General features: G+C 54.5%; 12 protein-coding genes. 5 read left to right on the top strand and 7 right to left on the bottom strand.

The genetic code is table 11. The features are described 5' to 3' along the window. Window positions 1-45: 45 nt before the first annotated feature. Together pntB and pntA are read right to left on the bottom strand one after the other, a co-directional pair. On the bottom strand, window positions 46-1,452 hold the full coding sequence (pntB, locus tag G544_RS0102495) for a Re/Si-specific NAD(P)(+) transhydrogenase subunit beta (protein ID WP_027273123.1): 1,407 nt from the start codon (window positions 1,450-1,452) through the stop codon (window positions 46-48). A 14-nt stretch (window positions 1,453-1,466) separates the two neighbouring features. Continuing rightward, window positions 1,467-2,999 carry a Re/Si-specific NAD(P)(+) transhydrogenase subunit alpha gene (gene pntA / locus G544_RS0102490; protein WP_027273122.1) on the bottom strand — a complete coding sequence of 511 codons (1,533 nt, stop codon included), beginning with the start codon at window positions 2,997-2,999 and terminating at the stop codon, window positions 1,467-1,469. Window positions 3,000-3,466: 467 nt separating this feature from the next. On the opposite strand from pntA, the gene ydgH reads away from it, so the two are divergent. Beyond that, window positions 3,467-4,423: a DUF1471 family protein YdgH gene (gene ydgH / locus G544_RS0102485; protein WP_027273121.1), complete on the top strand. Its 957-nt coding sequence runs from the start codon at window positions 3,467-3,469 to the stop codon at window positions 4,421-4,423. Between the two features lie 72 nt (window positions 4,424-4,495). On the opposite strand, the gene hrpA is transcribed toward ydgH, so the two are convergent. Next, window positions 4,496-8,383 (bottom strand): ATP-dependent RNA helicase HrpA, encoded by a 3,888-nt coding sequence (hrpA, locus tag G544_RS0102480; RefSeq protein WP_027273120.1) that lies wholly within the window; start codon window positions 8,381-8,383, stop codon window positions 4,496-4,498. A 205-nt stretch (window positions 8,384-8,588) separates the two neighbouring features. On the opposite strand from hrpA, the gene G544_RS0102475 reads away from it, so the two are divergent. Further along, window positions 8,589-9,194, top strand: coding sequence for an FMN-dependent NADH-azoreductase (locus G544_RS0102475; protein ID WP_027273119.1), 606 nt, complete (start codon window positions 8,589-8,591; stop codon window positions 9,192-9,194). Window positions 9,195-9,245: 51 nt separating this feature from the next. Here the strand turns inward: G544_RS0102475 and G544_RS0102470 are convergent, their stop codons facing one another. The 3 genes from G544_RS0102470 to G544_RS0102460 are packed head-to-tail and all read right to left on the bottom strand — an operon-like array spanning window position 9,246 to window position 12,390. Then, entirely contained in the window at window positions 9,246-9,569 is a 324-nt protein-coding gene (locus tag G544_RS0102470) for a YdbL family probable chaperone protein (protein WP_027273118.1), read from the bottom strand. 9 nt (window positions 9,570-9,578) lie between these two features. After that, window positions 9,579-9,755 carry a YnbE family lipoprotein gene (locus tag G544_RS0102465; RefSeq protein ID WP_027273117.1) on the bottom strand — a complete coding sequence of 59 codons (177 nt, stop codon included), beginning with the start codon at window positions 9,753-9,755 and terminating at the stop codon, window positions 9,579-9,581. Window positions 9,756-9,765: 10 nt separating this feature from the next. After that, entirely contained in the window at window positions 9,766-12,390 is a 2,625-nt protein-coding gene (locus tag G544_RS0102460) for a YdbH family protein (RefSeq protein ID WP_027273116.1), read from the bottom strand. A 186-nt stretch (window positions 12,391-12,576) separates the two neighbouring features. Here G544_RS0102460 and G544_RS0102455 point away from each other — a divergent pair, with 186 nt between their 5' ends. Together G544_RS0102455 and G544_RS0102450 are read left to right on the top strand one after the other, a co-directional pair. Further along, window positions 12,577-13,563, top strand: coding sequence for a 2-hydroxyacid dehydrogenase (locus G544_RS0102455; RefSeq protein WP_027273115.1), 987 nt, complete (start codon window positions 12,577-12,579; stop codon window positions 13,561-13,563). A gap of 70 nt (window positions 13,564-13,633) precedes the next feature. Then, complete coding sequence (locus G544_RS0102450) at window positions 13,634-14,065, top strand: META domain-containing protein (protein ID WP_027273114.1); 432 nt, start codon at window positions 13,634-13,636, stop codon at window positions 14,063-14,065. A 58-nt stretch (window positions 14,066-14,123) separates the two neighbouring features. Here G544_RS0102450 and G544_RS0102445 read toward each other — a convergent pair whose 3' ends face one another. After that, entirely contained in the window at window positions 14,124-14,363 is a 240-nt protein-coding gene (locus G544_RS0102445) for a DUF333 domain-containing protein (RefSeq protein WP_081650716.1), read from the bottom strand. A gap of 524 nt (window positions 14,364-14,887) precedes the next feature. On the opposite strand from G544_RS0102445, the gene nifJ reads away from it, so the two are divergent. Beyond that, the gene (gene nifJ / locus G544_RS0102440; protein ID WP_027273112.1) at window positions 14,888-18,424 is read left to right on the top strand and encodes a pyruvate:ferredoxin (flavodoxin) oxidoreductase; all 3,537 of its coding nucleotides are present in this window, start codon (window positions 14,888-14,890) and stop codon (window positions 18,422-18,424) included. The last annotated feature ends 108 nt before the right edge of the window (window positions 18,425-18,532 follow it).

Below are 18,532 nucleotides of genomic sequence, written 5' to 3'. Positions count from 1 at the left end.
GGCCGCAATTTGCGGCCCTTTGGTTTTGACAATTCAGACGAACGCTTAGAGCGCGCGCAGGATGTTGTCTACGCTGGCTTTCGCATCCCCAAACAGCATTTGGGTATTTTCTTTAAAGAACAGCGGGTTTTGCACACCGGCATAGCCGGTATTCATTGAGCGCTTGAATACGATAACGTTCTGCGCCTTCCACACTTCCAAGACCGGCATGCCGGCGATTGGACTACGCGGATCTTCCATCGCTGCCGGGTTAACGGTATCGTTCGCGCCGATAACCAGAACGGTATCGGTATCCGGGAAGTCCTCGTTGATTTCGTCCATCTCCAGCACTACATCGTAAGGCACTTTAGCTTCAGCCAGCAGTACGTTCATGTGGCCAGGCAGGCGCCCGGCAACCGGGTGGATGCCGAAACGAACCTTAATTCCCTTCTCACGAAGCTTGGCGGTAATTTCCGCTACCGGATACTGCGCCTGCGCCACCGCCATGCCGTATCCCGGCGTGATGATGACAGAACTTGAGTTCTTGAGCAGTTCGGCAACCTCTTCCGCCGTCGTTTCGCGGTATTCTCCCATCTCTTCATCGTCGCCGGTAGACGAGCCATCGGTACCGAAACCGCCGGCGATAACGCTGATAAAGGAGCGGTTCATTGCCTTACACATGATGTAAGACAGGATCGCACCGGAAGAACCCACTAGCGCACCGGTCACGATCAGCAGGTCGTTGCTCAGCATAAAGCCCGCCGCCGCCGCCGCCCAACCGGAGTAGGAGTTCAACATGGATACAACCACCGGCATATCCGCGCCGCCGATAGAGGCCACCAGGTGCCAGCCAAAGGCCAGGGCAATGACGGTCATGATCAGCATGGCGAAGACCTGAATGCCGACGCTTTCGCTGTTAACGAACATCAGCATCAGCAGGAATGAAACCACCAGAGCCGCAAGGTTCAGCTTGTGGCGATGAGGCAGCATCAGCGGCTTGGAGGAGATCGTGCCGCGCAGTTTGCCAAACGCCACCACTGACCCGGTAAAGGTCACCGCACCGATAAAGATGCCGAGGAAAACCTCTACGTGGTGAATGTTGAGAACAACCTGCAGCTCCTGCGGGCTAACGCCTTCCAGATGTGGGCCGACGATATAGCTGTTAAAGCCGACCAGAACGGCAGCCAGACCTACAAAGCTGTGCAGGATGGCAACCAGTTCAGGCATTTCCGTCATCTCGACCTTTCTGGCCAGATAGATACCGATTGCGCCGCCGATAACCATCGCAGCCAGGATCCAGCCAACGTTGCTGGAATAAGGGCCAAAGATGGTAGCGACAAGCGCGATAGCCATACCGATGACGCCGAACGTATTCCCCTGCTTCGACGTCTCATGCTTGGACAGCCCGGCAAGGCTGAAAATAAAGAGAATGGCAGCAACAATATATGCGGCTGTAACTAATCCTCCAGACATATTTGCTACTCCTCTTAGTTCTTCCGGAACATTTTCAGCATGCGCTGGGTAACGGTAAAGCCGCCAAAGATGTTAATGCTGGCGATGAGAACCGCGATAAAGGAGAAGAGCGTAACCCATCCCCCGTGGCCGATTTGCAACAGCGCGCCGACGACGATAATGCCGGAAATGGCGTTAGTCACCGACATCAGCGGCGTATGCAGCGCGTGGCTTACGTTCCAAACCACGTAGTAGCCGACTACGCAGGAAAGCGCGAAGACGGTGAAGTGGGACAGAAACGCTGCCGGAGACACGCTGGCCAGCCAGCCAAACAGAATAATCGCCAGCGCCAGCAGAGCCAGCTTCTTCACTGGAGAGCTCTTTTTCTCAACGACCTGCGCTGCGGCCTGCTCTTGCGCCTTTGGCTTTTGAGGCTGAGCCGATACTTTAATCGGCGGAGCCGGCCAGGTAATTTCGCCGGTCTTAACGACGGTGACACCGCGAATAACGTCGTCTTCGAAGTTAATATCCAGTTCGCCGTTCTTCTCCTTGCACAGGAGCTTCATCAGGTTCACCAGGTTGGTGCCGTAAAGCTGGGAGGACTGGGTCGGCAGGCGGCTAGGCAAGTCGGTATAGCCGATGATTTTTACGCCGTTCTCGGTTTCAACCACTCTATCAGCCTGCGTCAGCGCGCAGTTACCGCCGTTTTGCGCCGCCAGGTCAACGATAACGCTGCCGGCCTTCATGGAGGCGATCATCTCTTCAGTAATCAGCTTCGGAGCCAGCTTACCTGGAATGAGCGCGGTAGTGACAATAATGTCCACCTCTTTCGCCTGCGCGGCGAACAGCGCCATTTCCGCCTTGATAAAGGCTTCAGACATCACTTTGGCATAGCCGTCGCCGCTGCCCGCTTCTTCCTCGAAATCCAACTCAAGGAACTCGGCGCCCATGCTTTGCACCTGCTCCTTAACCTCAGGACGCGTATCAAAAGCGCGAACGATAGCGCCCAGGCTGCCCGCGGCGCCGATGGCCGCCAGCCCGGCAACGCCTGCGCCGATAACCATGACTTTCGCAGGGGGAACCTTACCGGCAGCGGTGATCTGGCCGGTAAAGAAACGACCGAACTCATGGGCCGCTTCCACGATTGCGCGATAGCCCGCTATGTTGGCCATCGAGCTCAGCGCATCCATTGACTGGGCGCGAGAGATACGGGGGACAGAGTCCATCGCCAATACGGTGACGTTTTTATCCGCCAGCTTCTGCATCAGTTCAGGATTCTGCGCAGGCCAAATGAAGCTGACGAGCGTGGTGCCTTCCCGAAGCAGCTCCACCTCGCCGTCGTCCGGCGCGTTGACTTTAAGGATAATGTCGGATTTCCAGACGTCGTCCTTTGATACAATCGTTGCGGCGGCGGCCTCATACGCTGAGTCATCAAAGCTTGCGAGCTTGCCCGCGCCTTGTTCTATCGCCACAGAAAACCCGAGCTTAATCAGCTGCTCTACCGTTTTCGGCGTTGCAGCTACTCGGGCTTCATTGGCCAACCGCTCTCTTGGTACACCAATTTGCATATTTTTCCCTTTTCATCAATCGTGGATGATAAGCGTTTGTTATGCCCTTTTCCCCGCTTTGCCAGCGAACGGCAGCCCAGAGCGTAAGGGTATAATCTGAATTTTCCTGACGTGTTTAAGCCGAGTACACGAGAAGCTGAATAATCGTAATGTCTTATCAATTGCCCCCGGTCAATTCAGCAGCCTATAACCTACTGAAAATATACTCGGCGATCCATAGTCTCCGACGTTATTCTCACGTTTTTTTATCAACTTGTTATAAAAATTAGATCTATTGTTGATTTTTTAAGCTTAACCGGCGCCAAGCGCTTTTTATGCGTCGGCACAAAAACCGCAGACGCGCATTCAGCGTGCTGAAATAATGAAAAAATGCTAGCGTATTCCCTGTCAATCCGTGACATAATCGCTTACCCTTGGCGGTAGCAATTTCACGACGTTAATAAAAAGTAAGGCGTAAAGGATCCTTTATGAAGCTGAAAACAACGCTAATGACTACAGCTCTGCTTTCCGGGATGGCTTTTTCTGCATTTGCAGCACAAGAGTTAACACCCGAGAATGCCGATCGGTTAGTTCCTTTCGACAGAATCACCTTTACAGGTCACTACAGCAGCATTTTTGAAGCCAATCAGGCGGCTTCAAAGCGGGCTGACAAAGTCGGCGCGGCCTCATTTTACGTGCGCGACATCAGTGACCAAAACTCTGAAGGCGGAAACTGGCGCATTATCGTAGACCTTTATAAAGCCGACGCGGCTGTGTCAACCAAAGAGACGGAATACCGCGTCTTCAACGGCGTTCGTGAACTCCCTAAAGAAGAGGCCGTTAAGCTTGAGCCGTTTGATACCGTCTCCATTCGCGGCTATTTCCCGCTGCAGGACGATATCAATGACGCCATCACTAAAGAAGCGAAGGAAAAAGGCGCCTACTCTTTCTACATCGTGCGGCAGGTTGACGCCAACCGCGGCGCCAACCAGTACGTAACGGCCTTCATTTATAAGAAAGACGCGCCGATGCGTAAAATCCAGACTCAGGACAACCCAATCCCCGCCGATTCTGACGCAGGGCGCGCCGCGCTGGCCGCCGGCGGTGAAGCGGCTAAAGACGTAGAGATTCCAAACGTCGCTTCTTCAACGTCGTTTAGCACTGACGTTGGCCGCTTCTTTGAAACCCAAACCAGCACCGAAGGCTCTCGCTATACCATCACGCTGCGCGACGGAACCAAAATCCAGGAGCTGAATAACGCCACTGCTGCCAAGATGACGCCGTTCGACTCCGTCACCATTACCGATAACTTCAGCAACTCGGTGGATATGTCCGAGCAGATCGCCAAGCGGACTGCGGCCAAGGGCGGCAAGTACTACCACATTACCCGCCAGTGGGAAAAACAGGGCGGCGTGGTTACCGTATCGGCGGATATTTATAAGTAATAGCGCATTGATATTGATAAAAAAGGGCCGTTATTAAAACGGCCCTTTTTTCTTATCTATGCATAGAATTAGTTACAGCGTCACCTGCTCAATCGCCTGAAGAATTCTCTTATCCGATACGGGATACGGGGTTCCCAGCTGCTGGGCAAAGTAGCTGACCCTAAGTTCCTCAATCATCCAACGGATCTCGGCAATTTCCGGCGGAGCGGCCTTATGTGGCGGCAGCTTGTTCAACAGCGCCTGATACTGCTGCTGTACGCTTTCAACCCGCAGCATCTGGGCGCGGTCGCGGTGAGGGTCGACCGGAAGTTTCTCCATGCGTCGCTCAATGGCCTGCAGGTAGCGAAGAATGTCCGCCAGCCGCCGCCAGCCGCTGTGGCTAACGAATCCCCGATAAATCAGGCCGCCCATCTGCGCCTTGATGTCCGAAAGCGCCAACGCCAGCGAAACGTCAACGCGCCCCTTCAGCCGCTTATTGATCGCGTGCGTTGTCGTTAAAATTTGTTCAACCTGCTTGGCGATATCCACCACGCAGTCGTTCAAATCGGCACGTACACGCTCTTTTAGCGCTTCAAAGCCCTCTTCGCCCCACGCCGGGCCGCCGTTCATCGCAATAAGTTTATCGACGCCGCAGTCGATGCAGTCGTCAATCAGGTCGAGCACTTTGCCAAACGGGTTGAAATAGAGGCCCAGCTTGGCCTTGTTCGGCAGCTTTTCGTGCAGATATTTCACCGGCGAAGGAATATTCAGCAACAAAAGCCGCCGAGTGCCCTGCCACATGGAGGCCTGCTGCTCCTGCTCCGTTTCAAACAGGCGAATGCCCACGCTGTCCTTGTCATCCGTCAACGCCGGATAGGCCTTCACGGAGTAACCTCCCCGTTTCTGTTCGTAGCGTTCTGGCAACGAACCAAAGGACCACAGGTGCAGGCCGCTTTGTTCGATGCCGTCATCGGCTACGTCGGAGAGGGTTTCCTGCACTTTTTGCTTCAGCTTTTGCTTCAGGGCTGCCAAATCTTTCCCTTCCGCCAACGGCTTGTTTTTGTCGTCTACGACTCTATAGGTGACTTTAAGATGATCGGGCACCTGATCCCATTGCCACTCATCACGTGACACCGTCACACCTGTCATCAAGCGAAGCTCGCGCTCCAGCGAATCAAGCAAACCGTTCTGCAGCGGCGTTGTGCGGGCAAGAAAGGCTTCCGCATAGTTGGGCGCAGGCACAAAGTTGCGCCTGACGGGCTTAGGCAACGACTTGATTAACGCAATAACCAGAGCGCTACGCAGGCCGGGAATTTGCCAGTCAAAGCCCTCTTCCTGAACCTGATTAAGCACCGGCAGAGGAATATGCACCGTTACGCCGTCGGCGTTGGCGCCAGGCTCAAACTGATAGGTGACGCGCAGGCGCAGGTTTCCCTGCTGCCAGGTATTCGGGTAATCAAGGGCGCTTACCTTGCCGGCACCCTCTTTAATCAGCATCGATTTTTCAAAATTCAGCAGGTCCGGCTGCTCGCGAGAGGCTTTGTGCCACCAGCTGTCAAAGTGGCGGCTGGAGACGACCTCCTGACCAATGCGCTGTTCATAAAAATTAAACAGCGTCTCATCGTCGACCAGAATGTCTCTGCGGCGAGACTTATTTTCCAAATCTTCAACTTCGGAGATCAGCTTACGGTTAGCCTTAAAGAACGCATGCTTGCTCTGCCAGTCGCCCTCAACCAGCGCGTGTCGAATAAACAGTTCCCGGCTTACGACCGGATCGATGCTGCCGTAGTTGACCTTGCGCTCAGCGACGATCGGCAGACCGTACAGCGTAACCTTTTCACTGGCCATCACGGCGCCCTGCGCTTTTTCCCAGTGGGGATCGCTATAGGAACGCTTAATAAGGTGCTGCGCTAACGACTCAACCCACTCCGGCTCAATGCGGGCCGCCGTTCTTCCCCACAGTCGGCTGGTTTCCACCAGTTCGGCGACCATCGTCCACTTGGGCGGCTTCTTAAACAGCCCGGAGCCGGGAAAAATAGCGAAGCGGGCATTGCGAGCGCCGGTAAACTCCTGCTTTTCGACGTCCTTTTGGCCAATGTGCGACAGCAGGCCGGACAGCAGCGCCATATGTATCTCGCGGTATTCGGCCGGCACGCTGTTAACCGGGAACCCCAGCTCTTTCACGACCTGCCGCAGCTGGGTGTAGACGTCCTGCCACTCCCGCACGCGCAGATAGTTTAAGTAATCGCTTTTACACAGCTTACGGAACTGAGACGACGAAAGCGCCTTCTGCTGTTCGGCAAGATAGTTCCACAGGTTCACAAAGGCGATAAAGTCTGAGTCCTTATCGCTAAAGCGGCGGTGCTTTTCATCCGACGCCTGCTGTTTTTCCAGCGGCCGCTCGCGGGGATCCTGAATGGACAGCGCGGAGGTAATAATCATCACCTCGCGCACGCAGCCGTTCTTTTGCCCTTCTATCACCATGCGCGCCAGGCGAGGGTCGATGGGCAGCTGTGCCAGTTGGCGACCAACGGCGGTAAGCCGACTTTTACCTTCGTCAAAAGACTCAATGGCGCCCAGCTCTTCCAGCAGGCGGACGCCGTCCTGAATATTGCGCTTGTCCGGCGCTTCAACGAACGGGAACGCCGCGATGTCGCCAAGCCCAATAGCCGTCATTTGCAAAATGACTGACGCCAGATTGGTACGCAAAATTTCCGGATCGGTGAACTCGGCGCGGGAAAGGAAGTCCTGCTCGGAATAAAGGCGAATGCAGATACCGTCGGAAACGCGCCCGCAGCGCCCCTTCCTCTGGTTGGCAGACGCCTGTGAAATAGGCTCAATCGGCAGCCGTTGAACCTTTGTCCTGGCGCTATAGCGACTGATGCGCGCCGTACCGGGATCGATAACGTACTTAATGCCCGGAACGGTTAAAGAGGTTTCGGCGACGTTCGTCGCCAGCACGATGCGTCGCCCAACGTGGGACTGAAATACGCGATTCTGCTCGGCGTTGGACAAACGGGCGTACAGCGGCAAAATTTCCGTATGGGGCAGGTTTTGCTTGTTCAGCGCGTCCGCGGTGTCGCGGATCTCCCGTTCGCCGCTCATAAACACCAGGATATCTCCCGGCGCTTCGCGCATTAGCTCGTCGACCGCGTCCAAAATCGCCTGTTGCTGATCGCGATCGCCGTCGTCACTCTCCTCGGCAATCGGGCGATACCGTACTTCAACAGGATAGGTTCTGCCAGAAACCTCGACTATCGGCGCCTGATTAAAATGGCGGGAGAAACGCTGCGGATCGATGGTCGCCGACGTAATGATAACCTTGAGGTCGGGGCGCTTTGGCAGCAGCTGTCGCAAGTAGCCTAGGATAAAGTCAATGTTCAGGCTTCGCTCGTGCGCTTCGTCGATAATAATCGTATCGTACTGCGTCAACAGGCGATCCTGCTGAATTTCAGCCAGCAGGATGCCGTCGGTCATCAGTTTGACCAGCGTGTTGTCGCCGATTTTGTCGTTAAAGCGAACCTTATAGCCAACGGCGTCGCCCAGGGGAACGTTCAGCTCGTCGGCAATGCGGCTGGCTACCGTCCGCGCCGCCAGCCTTCTCGGCTGAGTATGGCCAATAACGCCTTTGACGCCCCGCCCAAGCTCCAGACACAGCTTCGGAATTTGCGTCGTTTTTCCAGACCCCGTCTCACCGGCGATAATAACGACCTGATGATCGCGAATGGCGGCCAGCAGCGCCTCACGCTTTTCGCTAACCGGCAGCGACGGAGGATAGCTGATAGCCGGGCGTGCGGCTTCGCGGTTGGCGACCCGCAGCAGGCTTCGTTCGATGTCTCGTTCGATTTCAGAAAGCGCTGACGCCTGTTTCTCTGGCTGCCGAATGCGGCGCACGCCGTCCAGGCGGCGCTGTAAACGCCTCTTATCGCCGAGCATCAGCATTGAAAGCCGGTCGGATAAGGCGGCAAAGGGGGATTTCACGAGTTGCTGTCCTGTATTGAATAAGAGGATAAACTTTTTGCGCAGCGCATCTTACCATAAAGCTGACAAAGTCAGTGCCGACGCGGCTTTCTTTATCCTTCAAAAAAACTGAATAACACCTTCTAATAATTATGCTATCAACCTTGGCGCCGAGTGAATAGAATGCGATGCATACCAAGATGAACGACATAAACAAGGATTTATCATGAGTAACGTATTAGTTCTAAAATCAAGCATTCTGGCGGATTATTCTCAGTCTAACATTCTGGCCGACTACTTTGTCGAGCAGTGGAGAAGGGAAAACCCCTCTGACGTCATTACCGTTCGCGATTTGGCCGCAAACCCAATCCCGGTATTAGACGGCGAGCTGGTTGGCGCAATGCGCCCAAGCGGCCAGGAACTGTCGCCTCGTCAACGTGAAGCGCTGGCGCTGTCCGATGCGCTGATTGAAGAGCTAAAAGGTAACGATATTATCGTCATCGGCGCGCCGATGTACAACTTCAATATCCCTACTCAGTTAAAAAACTATTTTGACCTGATTGCCCGCGCCGGCGTGACGTTCCGCTATACGGAAAAAGGCCCGGAAGGCTTGGTCAAAGGCAAAAAGGCCTATGTGTTGACCAGCCGCGGCGGCATTCATAAAGACTCGCCGACCGATCTGATGTCCCCTTACCTGAAGGTATTTCTGGGCTTTATCGGCATTACCGACGTCGAGTTCATCTATCAGGAAGGCGTGGCCTACGGCCCTGACGTTGCGAAAAAAGCGCAGGACGACGCCAAGTCCTTCATTGCGCAATATATCACTGCCTGATGTGAAAAGCGGGGCGATATGCCCCGCTTTCGTTCCTGCTCGTCGCATTAACTATTTTTTTAGCCATAGCCCGTTAATACCCTTAACGTACTCTCCGCTCGGCGCGCGGTCGATGAGCTTTTTCCCCGCCATTTTGGCTACGTCTTCGGTGCGAAGGCCGTTTTGTTCCGCGACCTTCTTATACTGCTCAAGGCGCGCCTGATTGATTTTATCGGCAAACTCTTTTGCCTGTGCGCTTTCGTTTACCGGCGCCAGATAGCCGCTCAGGGTTTCCCCCACTAGTCCCTGCCGTTTGGCATCCTGTAGCGTCAAGGCCCATGAAGCGGAGCTAAAAAGTAAAAAGAACGCGGTAATTCCAGCGTAGATAGCCTTCATCGCATCCTCCTAAAATATGTCTGACTGCGTTTTCAGCATTTTTTCAACGTCTTTATCTACCTTGATATGAATTTCGTGTTCAATTTTCACGTTCATATTAATCACGATCGGCTCCTTTGACGGGGCGACTTCAATACGCGGTACGCATCCGCCAAGGAAAATCGCGGCGAACGCCGTCGCTACTATCCCTTCGAATTTATTCACGAGGTTTCTGCTCCTTGGGCAATGAGAAAAACTGTTCTAGCGTGTCCTGCAGGTTGTCACCAAAACGCAGGCTGCGCCACAGCTGAAAAATGTCTTCTTCATGATGATAGTTAAGTATGACCAGCCGTTCGGCGTTTTTGGTCGGGTTAAAGCCTTTAATCTGCGCCTCCATGGTCAACATGCCCAGATGATTCAGGTTAACGTCCGCACGGGAACGGCTGATTTCCATGTAGCGCAGCCAGTCCATAATGTCGCCGGTCGCCATATTGTCTTCATTGATGGCCGCCACTAAGTCTCTGTCCAGACGAAGCGTTAAAGAGCCGCTATTTTCAATCCATCCGTTACGCACCACCCATTCAGGGTGATTTAGATAAAGCGGCAGCTCTCCGTCCACTTTACCGGACATCGTAAACTGCTTTGGCTTAAGAATGGTAAACAGTTCGCTCAGATCGATACCTTTTAGCGTCAGTACGGCGGGCGCTTTCTGCGGGAAATTCAGCGCCTTCATGCCGATATGCCCACTGAGCATATCGACGCCTACGTTAGTTAAGCGCAGCGGGCGGCTGGCCGAATGGGGGAAAAAGCCTTGCAGATCGGCGCTGATATTCTGCATATCAAACAGGTTATTGAGCCGCTTAACCCGCAGCTGAACCGGCCCCTTCGGCCCCAGTTGCCAAACGTGATCTTTCAAACGATAGGACATCACGAAGTCCAGACCGCTGAGCTCTCCGTCCTTCAGCCACATGCCACCGTTCTTCACCACCCAGTGACCGCCGGCCTCGATGCCGTTTTTCTCTGAAATTGAAAAGGCAGCCTGCGCGTAAAGCGTACCGCTGCGGATCTTAAATCCCAACTCGGGGGACAGCAGCGTTTGGAATACGCCCAGCGACTGCTGCGGCCACCACGCCTCACCGCGAATCAGCTCTCCGTCCCAGCGTCCGTTCAGGTTGATGGGGCCAACCCGCCCTGCGCTCAAATCGCCCTTCCACTGAAAGTCCGCCGGGTTATGGCCGAAAAAGCGCACGTTGAGCGTTGAGGTGGGTAAATAGCCGCCGTTGGTAAACGACACCTTCTGCGTTTGCAGCAGCCAGCCGGCCTCATAGGTATTCTGCGCGCGATCCCAAACCAGCGGCTCCGACAGCGTCAGGCGCGGCTTGTCTACCGTAACGCGGCCATAGGCCAAATGATTAAAGCCGGTCGACAGCGACTGAAGGCTGATTTGGTTTCCCTCCCATGCGCCCTTTCCCGACATGTCCCACTGAGCCTGAAGCGGAGGCATGCTGCCGTTACCCCAGAAGTTATACTCCCAGCGGCCTTGGTCAAATAAAAACTCATGCGCCCGGCCGTCCAGGTGCAGCCTGTATTTTCCCCAGTAGCGATGGCTGGCGTTAATAATTGTCTGCAGCCGACCGGTAACGCCTTTATCCGTCAGGCGGATCCCCGCCAGCGGGAGGCGGGCTTCATGCAAATAGATATCCGGCGTTACCGGCCCGGTCGCACGCAGCAGCGCGCCGGAAGTCAGAGTAACGGTAGGATTAAGCAGCGTGCCGGTGAGCGCGCCAGGGATAGTGGCGTAGAACGAAATGTCGTCTTCATTGACCTTACCCGTCAGTTGAAAGCGCAGATCGCTATTTTTGAGGCTCGCCAAGCCGGGAGCAAGGTTTAGTACGACGTTACCCTTGCCGGCGCTGCCCTTTGTAACGACGTTAATGCGCGCTTCCAGATTTGCTTCGCTGTAGTCCTTATTCCAGTCTTTTACCGTCATGCTGACGCCGCCGGAAAACGCCTGCCCGGAGTAAGGCCACTGCCACTGCCCCTGCTGCACCGTTAACGTTTTTCCCGACAGCGTCCACGGGACGTCCAGCAGCAGAAGGTCTTCCCCTTTCGGCGTTACGCTCAAATGCCCGTCCTGCTGCCGCCAGGCGAGTTTGACGTCCAGCGGCTTATCGACGGCCGTAGAAACCACCTCAGCGTTAACGTCGCCATATTCAGGGATTGAGTTCATGTTCAGCGGCACTTTAACCGCGCCGTTAAGCGCGATAACTTCAGGGCTGTCGGGAAAGCGTAGCGTAAAAGACTCCAGCGTCAGCGTTTGCGCGCTGTCCAGCGTGGCGACGCCTGAAAGCAGCTCGCCGGAAATAGCCAAACGCTGCCCCTGTTGGCCGCTGGCCAACGCAACTTTACCGCTGTAGGATTCCCAAGGCGTGACGCTAAAGCGCTCCAGCGATACATTGAGTGCAGGCAGCGCCTTTTGAATATCCGCCAGCGACGTTTCGGAAGATCCATCCTCCGCTTCCTCCTGCTCGGCAAGCTTTTCCAAACAGTGAGTATCGATATCCAGCGATTTTCCGCTTATATTCCACCGGCGATTTTCATAGGTTAACGTGAACGCACCAACGTCCGCCAAAAAGCAGTCTTGCGCTAAAACCTGTATACCTTTGAAAGAAACGCCGCGTTTAATCAATTCAGGGCGTTGGGTAAACACAAGCTGAGAGCCGGAGGGAAGCCAGTAAGACGCGACATAAGGGAGCCAAACGGCAATGGTCTGCCAGACGAGACAAAGAGCCAGCGCTACCGCGAGTGCGATAAAAAATGCCGCTTTGATACGCTTTTTTATGACCACTGTATGACCACGCTCTGACCGCTCGAATGGGGGCTTTAAACTCGATAAATATGATCGACAAGGTTAGCATATTGGTAACATTGTCTAAACCCGAAATATTGGCCTATACGGAATATCGTTAAATTGTTCCAACGCATTATCTCTGGTAAATTTATTTTAAATCTTTGGTGGAGATATTAAATGAAACTGGCAATTTACAGTACAAAACAGTACGACAGAAAATACCTTGAAATCGCCAATCGCCGTTTTGGCGTGAGCCTCGAATTCTTTGACTTTAAGCTTAGTGAACAAACGGCAAAAAACGCCCAAGGCTGCGATGCGGTCTGTATTTTCGTTAACGATGACGGCAGCCGTGCGGTATTGGAAGAGCTGACGAAAGTCGGCGTCAAGATGCTGGCCTTACGCTGCGCCGGCTTTAATAACGTCGATCTTGACGCCGCCCGCGAGCTTGGGCTTAAGGTCGTTCGCGTCCCGGCCTATTCGCCGGAAGCCGTTGCTGAACACGCCGTCGGCATGATGATGAGCCTCAATCGTCGCATTCACCGCGCCTATCAGAGAACGCGCGACGCCAACTTCTCTTTGGAGGGGCTGATTGGCTTTAACATGCATAACCGAACCGCCGGCATTATCGGTACCGGAAAAATCGGCGTTGCGCTGATGCGCATTCTGAAAGGGTTCGGCATGCGCCTCTTGGCTTTCGATCCTTATCCGTCGGCGCAGGCGTTGGAGCTGGGCGCAGAGTACGTTGATCTGAAAACGCTGTATGAACAGTCTGACGTTATTAGCCTGCACTGCCCGCTAACGCCGGAAAACCACCATCTGCTGAACGCCGCCGCCTTTGAACAGATGAAGGACGGCGTCATGATTATCAACACCAGCCGGGGCGGGCTGATTGATTCCCCCGCCGCCATCGAAGCGCTCAAAAGGCAAAAAATTGGCTCCCTGGGCATGGACGTTTATGAAAACGAACGGGACCTGTTTTTCGAAGATAAGTCAAACGACGTCATTCAAGATGACGTTTTTCGCCGCCTTTCCTCCTGTCATAACGTCTTGTTTACCGGGCATCAGGCCTTCTTGACCGAAGAGGCGCTGCTGAGCATCTCTGAAACAACGCTGCAAAACATTCAGCAGTTGGAAAACGGCGAACCGTGTCCTAATCTATTGTAAAACAACGGCCGGGCACCGTTATCAACCACGATGCCCGGCCGCAGGAATATCGCCTTTTGGAGAGAAAAGAGTGAGAACACTATATCCTCTGCTTTTTGCCCTTGCCGTTCTAACCGGCTGTAGCTCTGGACACAAGCCGCCCACCACCGAACGGGACTTAATGCATCACAGATTCGTACTGACCCATGCCGACGGCGTCGCAATGAAAGACACCAGCAGGCAGCAGCGCCCTCTTGACATCGAGTTTGGGGAAAACATGCACATCAGCGGCGCCATGTGCAACAGCTTTATGGGCAAAGGCGAGCTTAAAAACGGCGTTTTGACGGCGCCGCAGCTGGCCTCTACGCGCATGGCCTGTCTGGACGAACACTTAAACCAGCTCGATCAAACCGTCTCCAGCATGCTTAACGAAGGCGCGATGGTTCGCTTTGAGAACGGAACGCTGACGCTCAGCACGTCGACCCACTCCCTCACCTATCGCCTGATGGACTGGGTCAGATAGCGACGAAGGTTAACAACTTAAAAAGCCGGAAATATCTTCCGGCCTTTTCATCTCGCTATCAGAACCGCTTACCGTTCGACAGCTGACATTTGCTTACCGCGCTGCCGTCAAGATTATGCAAGGTTGTCGGCATTCCGCCCATGCTGCTGCAGTTGGCCAGCGCGACCGCATCCATAGGCTCCGCGACCGCCTCCATCTTTTGATGGGATACATAGCGATGCGGCTTATCGGGTTCGCTTGAACATCCGGCTAAAATTACTATGCAGCTCAACGCCAACAGGCACGTCCTTCCCTTCATGCTGTCACCTCAACGACTGATTTTTTCAATAATGGGGATACTTCTACGTTCGCTTAAAAGAAACGCATTTGACATATTTTCATTACATTTTGATAGCATTTTTTGCACCGCACGCGGTGAAGTCTTTCGCTATTATTCATGCATTAACTTAACTCATTGACGAGTGAGCCCGCTGTTTTAACTCACCGACTCCATCTTTCGCCAGCATATCGCTGGCTTTTTTTTATTTTCACATCGGGAAACGCATCATGACGCTTTAACCCACTATTTTTACTCTATTCGGCGCGGTACGTCTACGATACTTATATCTTCAAATGCAGAAAATAGAGGCTTTCATCCCATTTTCAGCCTTTTTTCGCACTGAAGAAATAACATTACTACACAAAACAGTCGCCGCCCTTGCAACACAATCTGATATACTGGGCTATCAGTCTGGAAGACTCTATAAACGGGACAACGACGTGCCAATAAAAGGATTTTCTTTGTCCTGAACGTGGGCATGTGAATCAATGAAGGTCGTGTTTATGATTACTACCGATGGTAACAGTGCGGTCGCCTCCGTGGCCTACCGTTCAAGCGAAGTTATCGCCATTTATCCCATAACCCCCAGCTCAACGATGGCCGAACAGGCTAACGATTGGTCCGAGTATGGACAGAAAAACGTCTGGGGAGACACCCCTCGCGTTATCGAGATGCAGTCGGAAGCCGGCGCTATCGCAACCGTCCACGGCGCGCTTCAAACCGGCGCATTGGCAACCTCGTTTACGTCTTCTCAAGGCCTGCTGTTAATGATCCCGACGCTGTACAAACTGGCCGGCGAGCTCACGCCTTTTGTACTGCACGTCGCAGCCAGAACGGTGGCGACTCACGCACTGTCGATCTTCGGCGATCATTCTGACGTTATGGCCGTAAGGCAAACCGGCTGCGCCATGCTGTGCGCCGCGTCGGTTCAAGAGGCTCAAGACTTCGCGCTTATCTCTCAGGTAGCTTCACTCAACGCCCGAATTCCCTTTATTCATTTTTTTGACGGTTTTCGCACCTCTCACGAGATCAACAAAATCGTCCCGTTGAGCGACGATACGCTGCGCCAGTTGCTGCCTGCCGATGCCATTAAGGCACACCGCCAACGCGCGCTGACGCCCGATCGCCCCGTAATTAGAGGAACTTCGGCCAATCCCGATACCTACTTTCAATGCCGAGAGGCCACGAACCCTTGGTATAACGACGCCTACGGCCACGTCGAACGAGCGATGGATGACTTCGCCGAGCAAACAGGCAGGCGCTATCGTCCGTTTGAATACTACGGCCATCCCGAAGCGGAGCGCGTTGTCATCCTTATGGGCTCCGCCTGCGGTACGACTGAAGAGACGATTGACTCGCTGCTAACGCGCGGTGAAAAGGTCGGCATGCTGAAGGTTCGGCTCTACCGTCCCTTCTCTGCCCGCCACTTCCTTGAGCGTCTCCCCTCAAGCGTGAAAAAAGTCGCCGTGCTCGATCGCACTAAAGAGCCCGGCGCTCAGGCCGAGCCCCTTTATCTGGACGTTATGACCGCGCTGGCGGAAGCCTTTTCTCGCGGCGAGCGCGCGTCGCTGCCGCTGGTTATCGGTGGCCGCTACGGCCTGTCGTCCAAAGAGTTTGCGCCGGACTGCGTATTGGCCGTGTTTAAAGAGCTGTCGCTCGACAGGCCGCGCCCCCGCTTTACCGTCGGCATCTTCGACGACGTAACCCAGCTGTCGCTTCCGCTAACGGATGAAACCATTCCTCAAAAAGCAACGTTGGAGGCGCTGTTTTTCGGCCTTGGCAGCGACGGCACCGTATCGGCCACTAAGAACAACATAAAAATCATTGGTAACGGTACGCCGCTTCACGCCCAGGGCTACTTCGTTTATGACTCCAAAAAGGCTGGAGGGCTAACCGTTTCCCACCTGCGGGTGAGCGAACATCCGATTAATTCCGCCTATCTTATTGAGCAGGCCGATTTTGTCGGCTGCCATCAAAATCAGTTTATCGATAAATACCAGATGATAGAAAAACTGAAAGTCGGCGGCACGTTCCTGCTCAACACGCCCTACGGCAAAGACGAAATCTGGCGTCGCCTGCCAAGAGACGTTCAGGCCCTGCTCCATCAGCGTAAGGCGCGATTTTTTATCATTAACGCAGCGAAGATCGCTCGCGAATGCCGCCTCGGCGCTCGCATCAACACCGTGATGCAAATGGCGTTCTTCCACCTGACCCAGATCCTTCCCGGCGATACGGCGTTAAAGCAGCTTCAGGACGCCATCGCCAAAAGCTACCGCAGCAAAGGGGAGGAGGTCGTTCAAAACAACTGGCAGGCGCTGGGCGCTACCGTCAGCGAGTTAGCAGAGATTACGCTGCAGCCCATTGATGAAAACGCCGCCGATCGTCCGCCCGTCGTTTCAGACAGCGCGCCGGACTTTGTTAAAACCGTGACCGCCGCCATGCTGGCCGGTCTGGGCGACGCCCTGCCCGTTTCCGCTTTCCCGCCTGACGGCACCTGGCCCGTTGGCACCACCCGTTGGGAAAAGCGCAACATTGCCGAAAATATCCCCATTTGGGAAGCGCCGCTGTGCACCCAGTGCAACCACTGCGTCGCCGCCTGCCCCCACTCGGCCATCCGCGCCAAAGTGGTTTCACCAGAGGCCATGACCGACGCGCCGGACGGCCTTCAGTCGCTGGACGTAAAGTCCAAAGACATGCGCGGCCAAAAATACGTTCTCCAGGTTGCGCCGGAAGACTGCACCGGCTGTAACCTGTGCGTTGAGGTCTGTCCGGCAAAAGATCGCCAGGATCCAAGCATCAAGGCGATTAACATGAAACCGCGGCTGGAAAATCTTGAGGTGGAAAAACGCCACTTTGAGTTTTTCCTTCAGCTGCCCGAGATTGACAAGAGCAGGCTTGAACGCATCGACATCAGAACCTCTCAGCTCATTACGCCGCTGTTTGAATACTCCGGCGCCTGCTCAGGCTGTGGGGAAACGCCCTATATCAAGCTGCTGACTCAGCTCTACGGCGACAGGATGATGATCGCCAACGCGACCGGCTGCTCCTCCATTTATGGCGGAAACCTGCCCAGCACGCCCTACACCGCCAATGCGGAAGGTCGAGGCCCCGCTTGGGCCAACTCGCTGTTTGAGGACAACGCAGAATTCGGCTTGGGCTTCCGGCTGACCGTCGACCAACACCGAGCCAGGGCGATACGACTGCTCGATGAGCTGACGGACGCTTTGCCGCCAGATCTGATTGAAGCACTGAAGGCCGAGGAAGCGGACGTTAACGTCCGACGCGCCCAAATAGCCCAGCTGCAGGCGCTTTTACGCAACGCTGATGCCCCTCAGGCGAAGGAGCTTATCGAAAGCGCAGACTACCTGGTCGATAAGTCTATTTGGCTTATTGGCGGCGACGGCTGGGCCTACGATATCGGATTCGGCGGGCTGGATCACGTCATGAGCCTGACAGAGAACGTAAACGTTTTAGTGCTGGATACCCAGTGCTATTCAAACACCGGCGGTCAGCAGTCCAAGGCCACGCCGATGGGCGCCGTAACCAAGTTTGCCGAACGGGGTAAGCGCAAAGGACGTAAAGATCTGGGCGTCAGCATCATGATGTACGGTCACGTATACGTTGCGCAAATCTCCCTCGGCGCTCAGCTAAACCAAACGGTGAAAGCCATACAGGAGGCTGAAGCCTACCCCGGCCCGTCGCTGATTATCGCCTACAGCCCCTGTGAGGAACACGGTTACGATTTGGCCTTTAGCCATGACCAGATGAAGCAGTTAACAACCTCCGGCTTCTGGCCGCTGTACCGCTTCGATCCGCGACGTTTGGACGAGGAAAAGCCGGCTCTCACGCTGGACTCTCGCCCTCCCGTGGAAGGCCTTGCTTCTGCGCTGCTTAAGGAACAGCGGTTCCGTCGGCTTGATACACAGGAGCCGGAAGTCGCCGCTGAGCTGCATCAGGCTGCGCAAAGAGATCTTCAGAAACGCTATGCGTTACTCAGCCTGCTGGCCGGCAAATCGGAAGAAAAAACGAGCGCGCAATAGCGAGCAACGACGGGAAAAAATAAGGCGCCAAACTCGGCGCCTTATAAATATTACAACTAAAATAACCACCTCTAAGGTACAGCACGTTGGGCAAGCGCCCGTTTTAAC

The organism is Leminorella grimontii ATCC 33999 = DSM 5078 (assembly GCF_000439085.1).
GTDB lineage: Bacteria > Pseudomonadota > Gammaproteobacteria > Enterobacterales > Enterobacteriaceae > Leminorella > Leminorella grimontii.
Note: the sequence above shows the minus strand (reverse complement) of the source record. Positions and strands in the feature narration are given on the sequence as shown.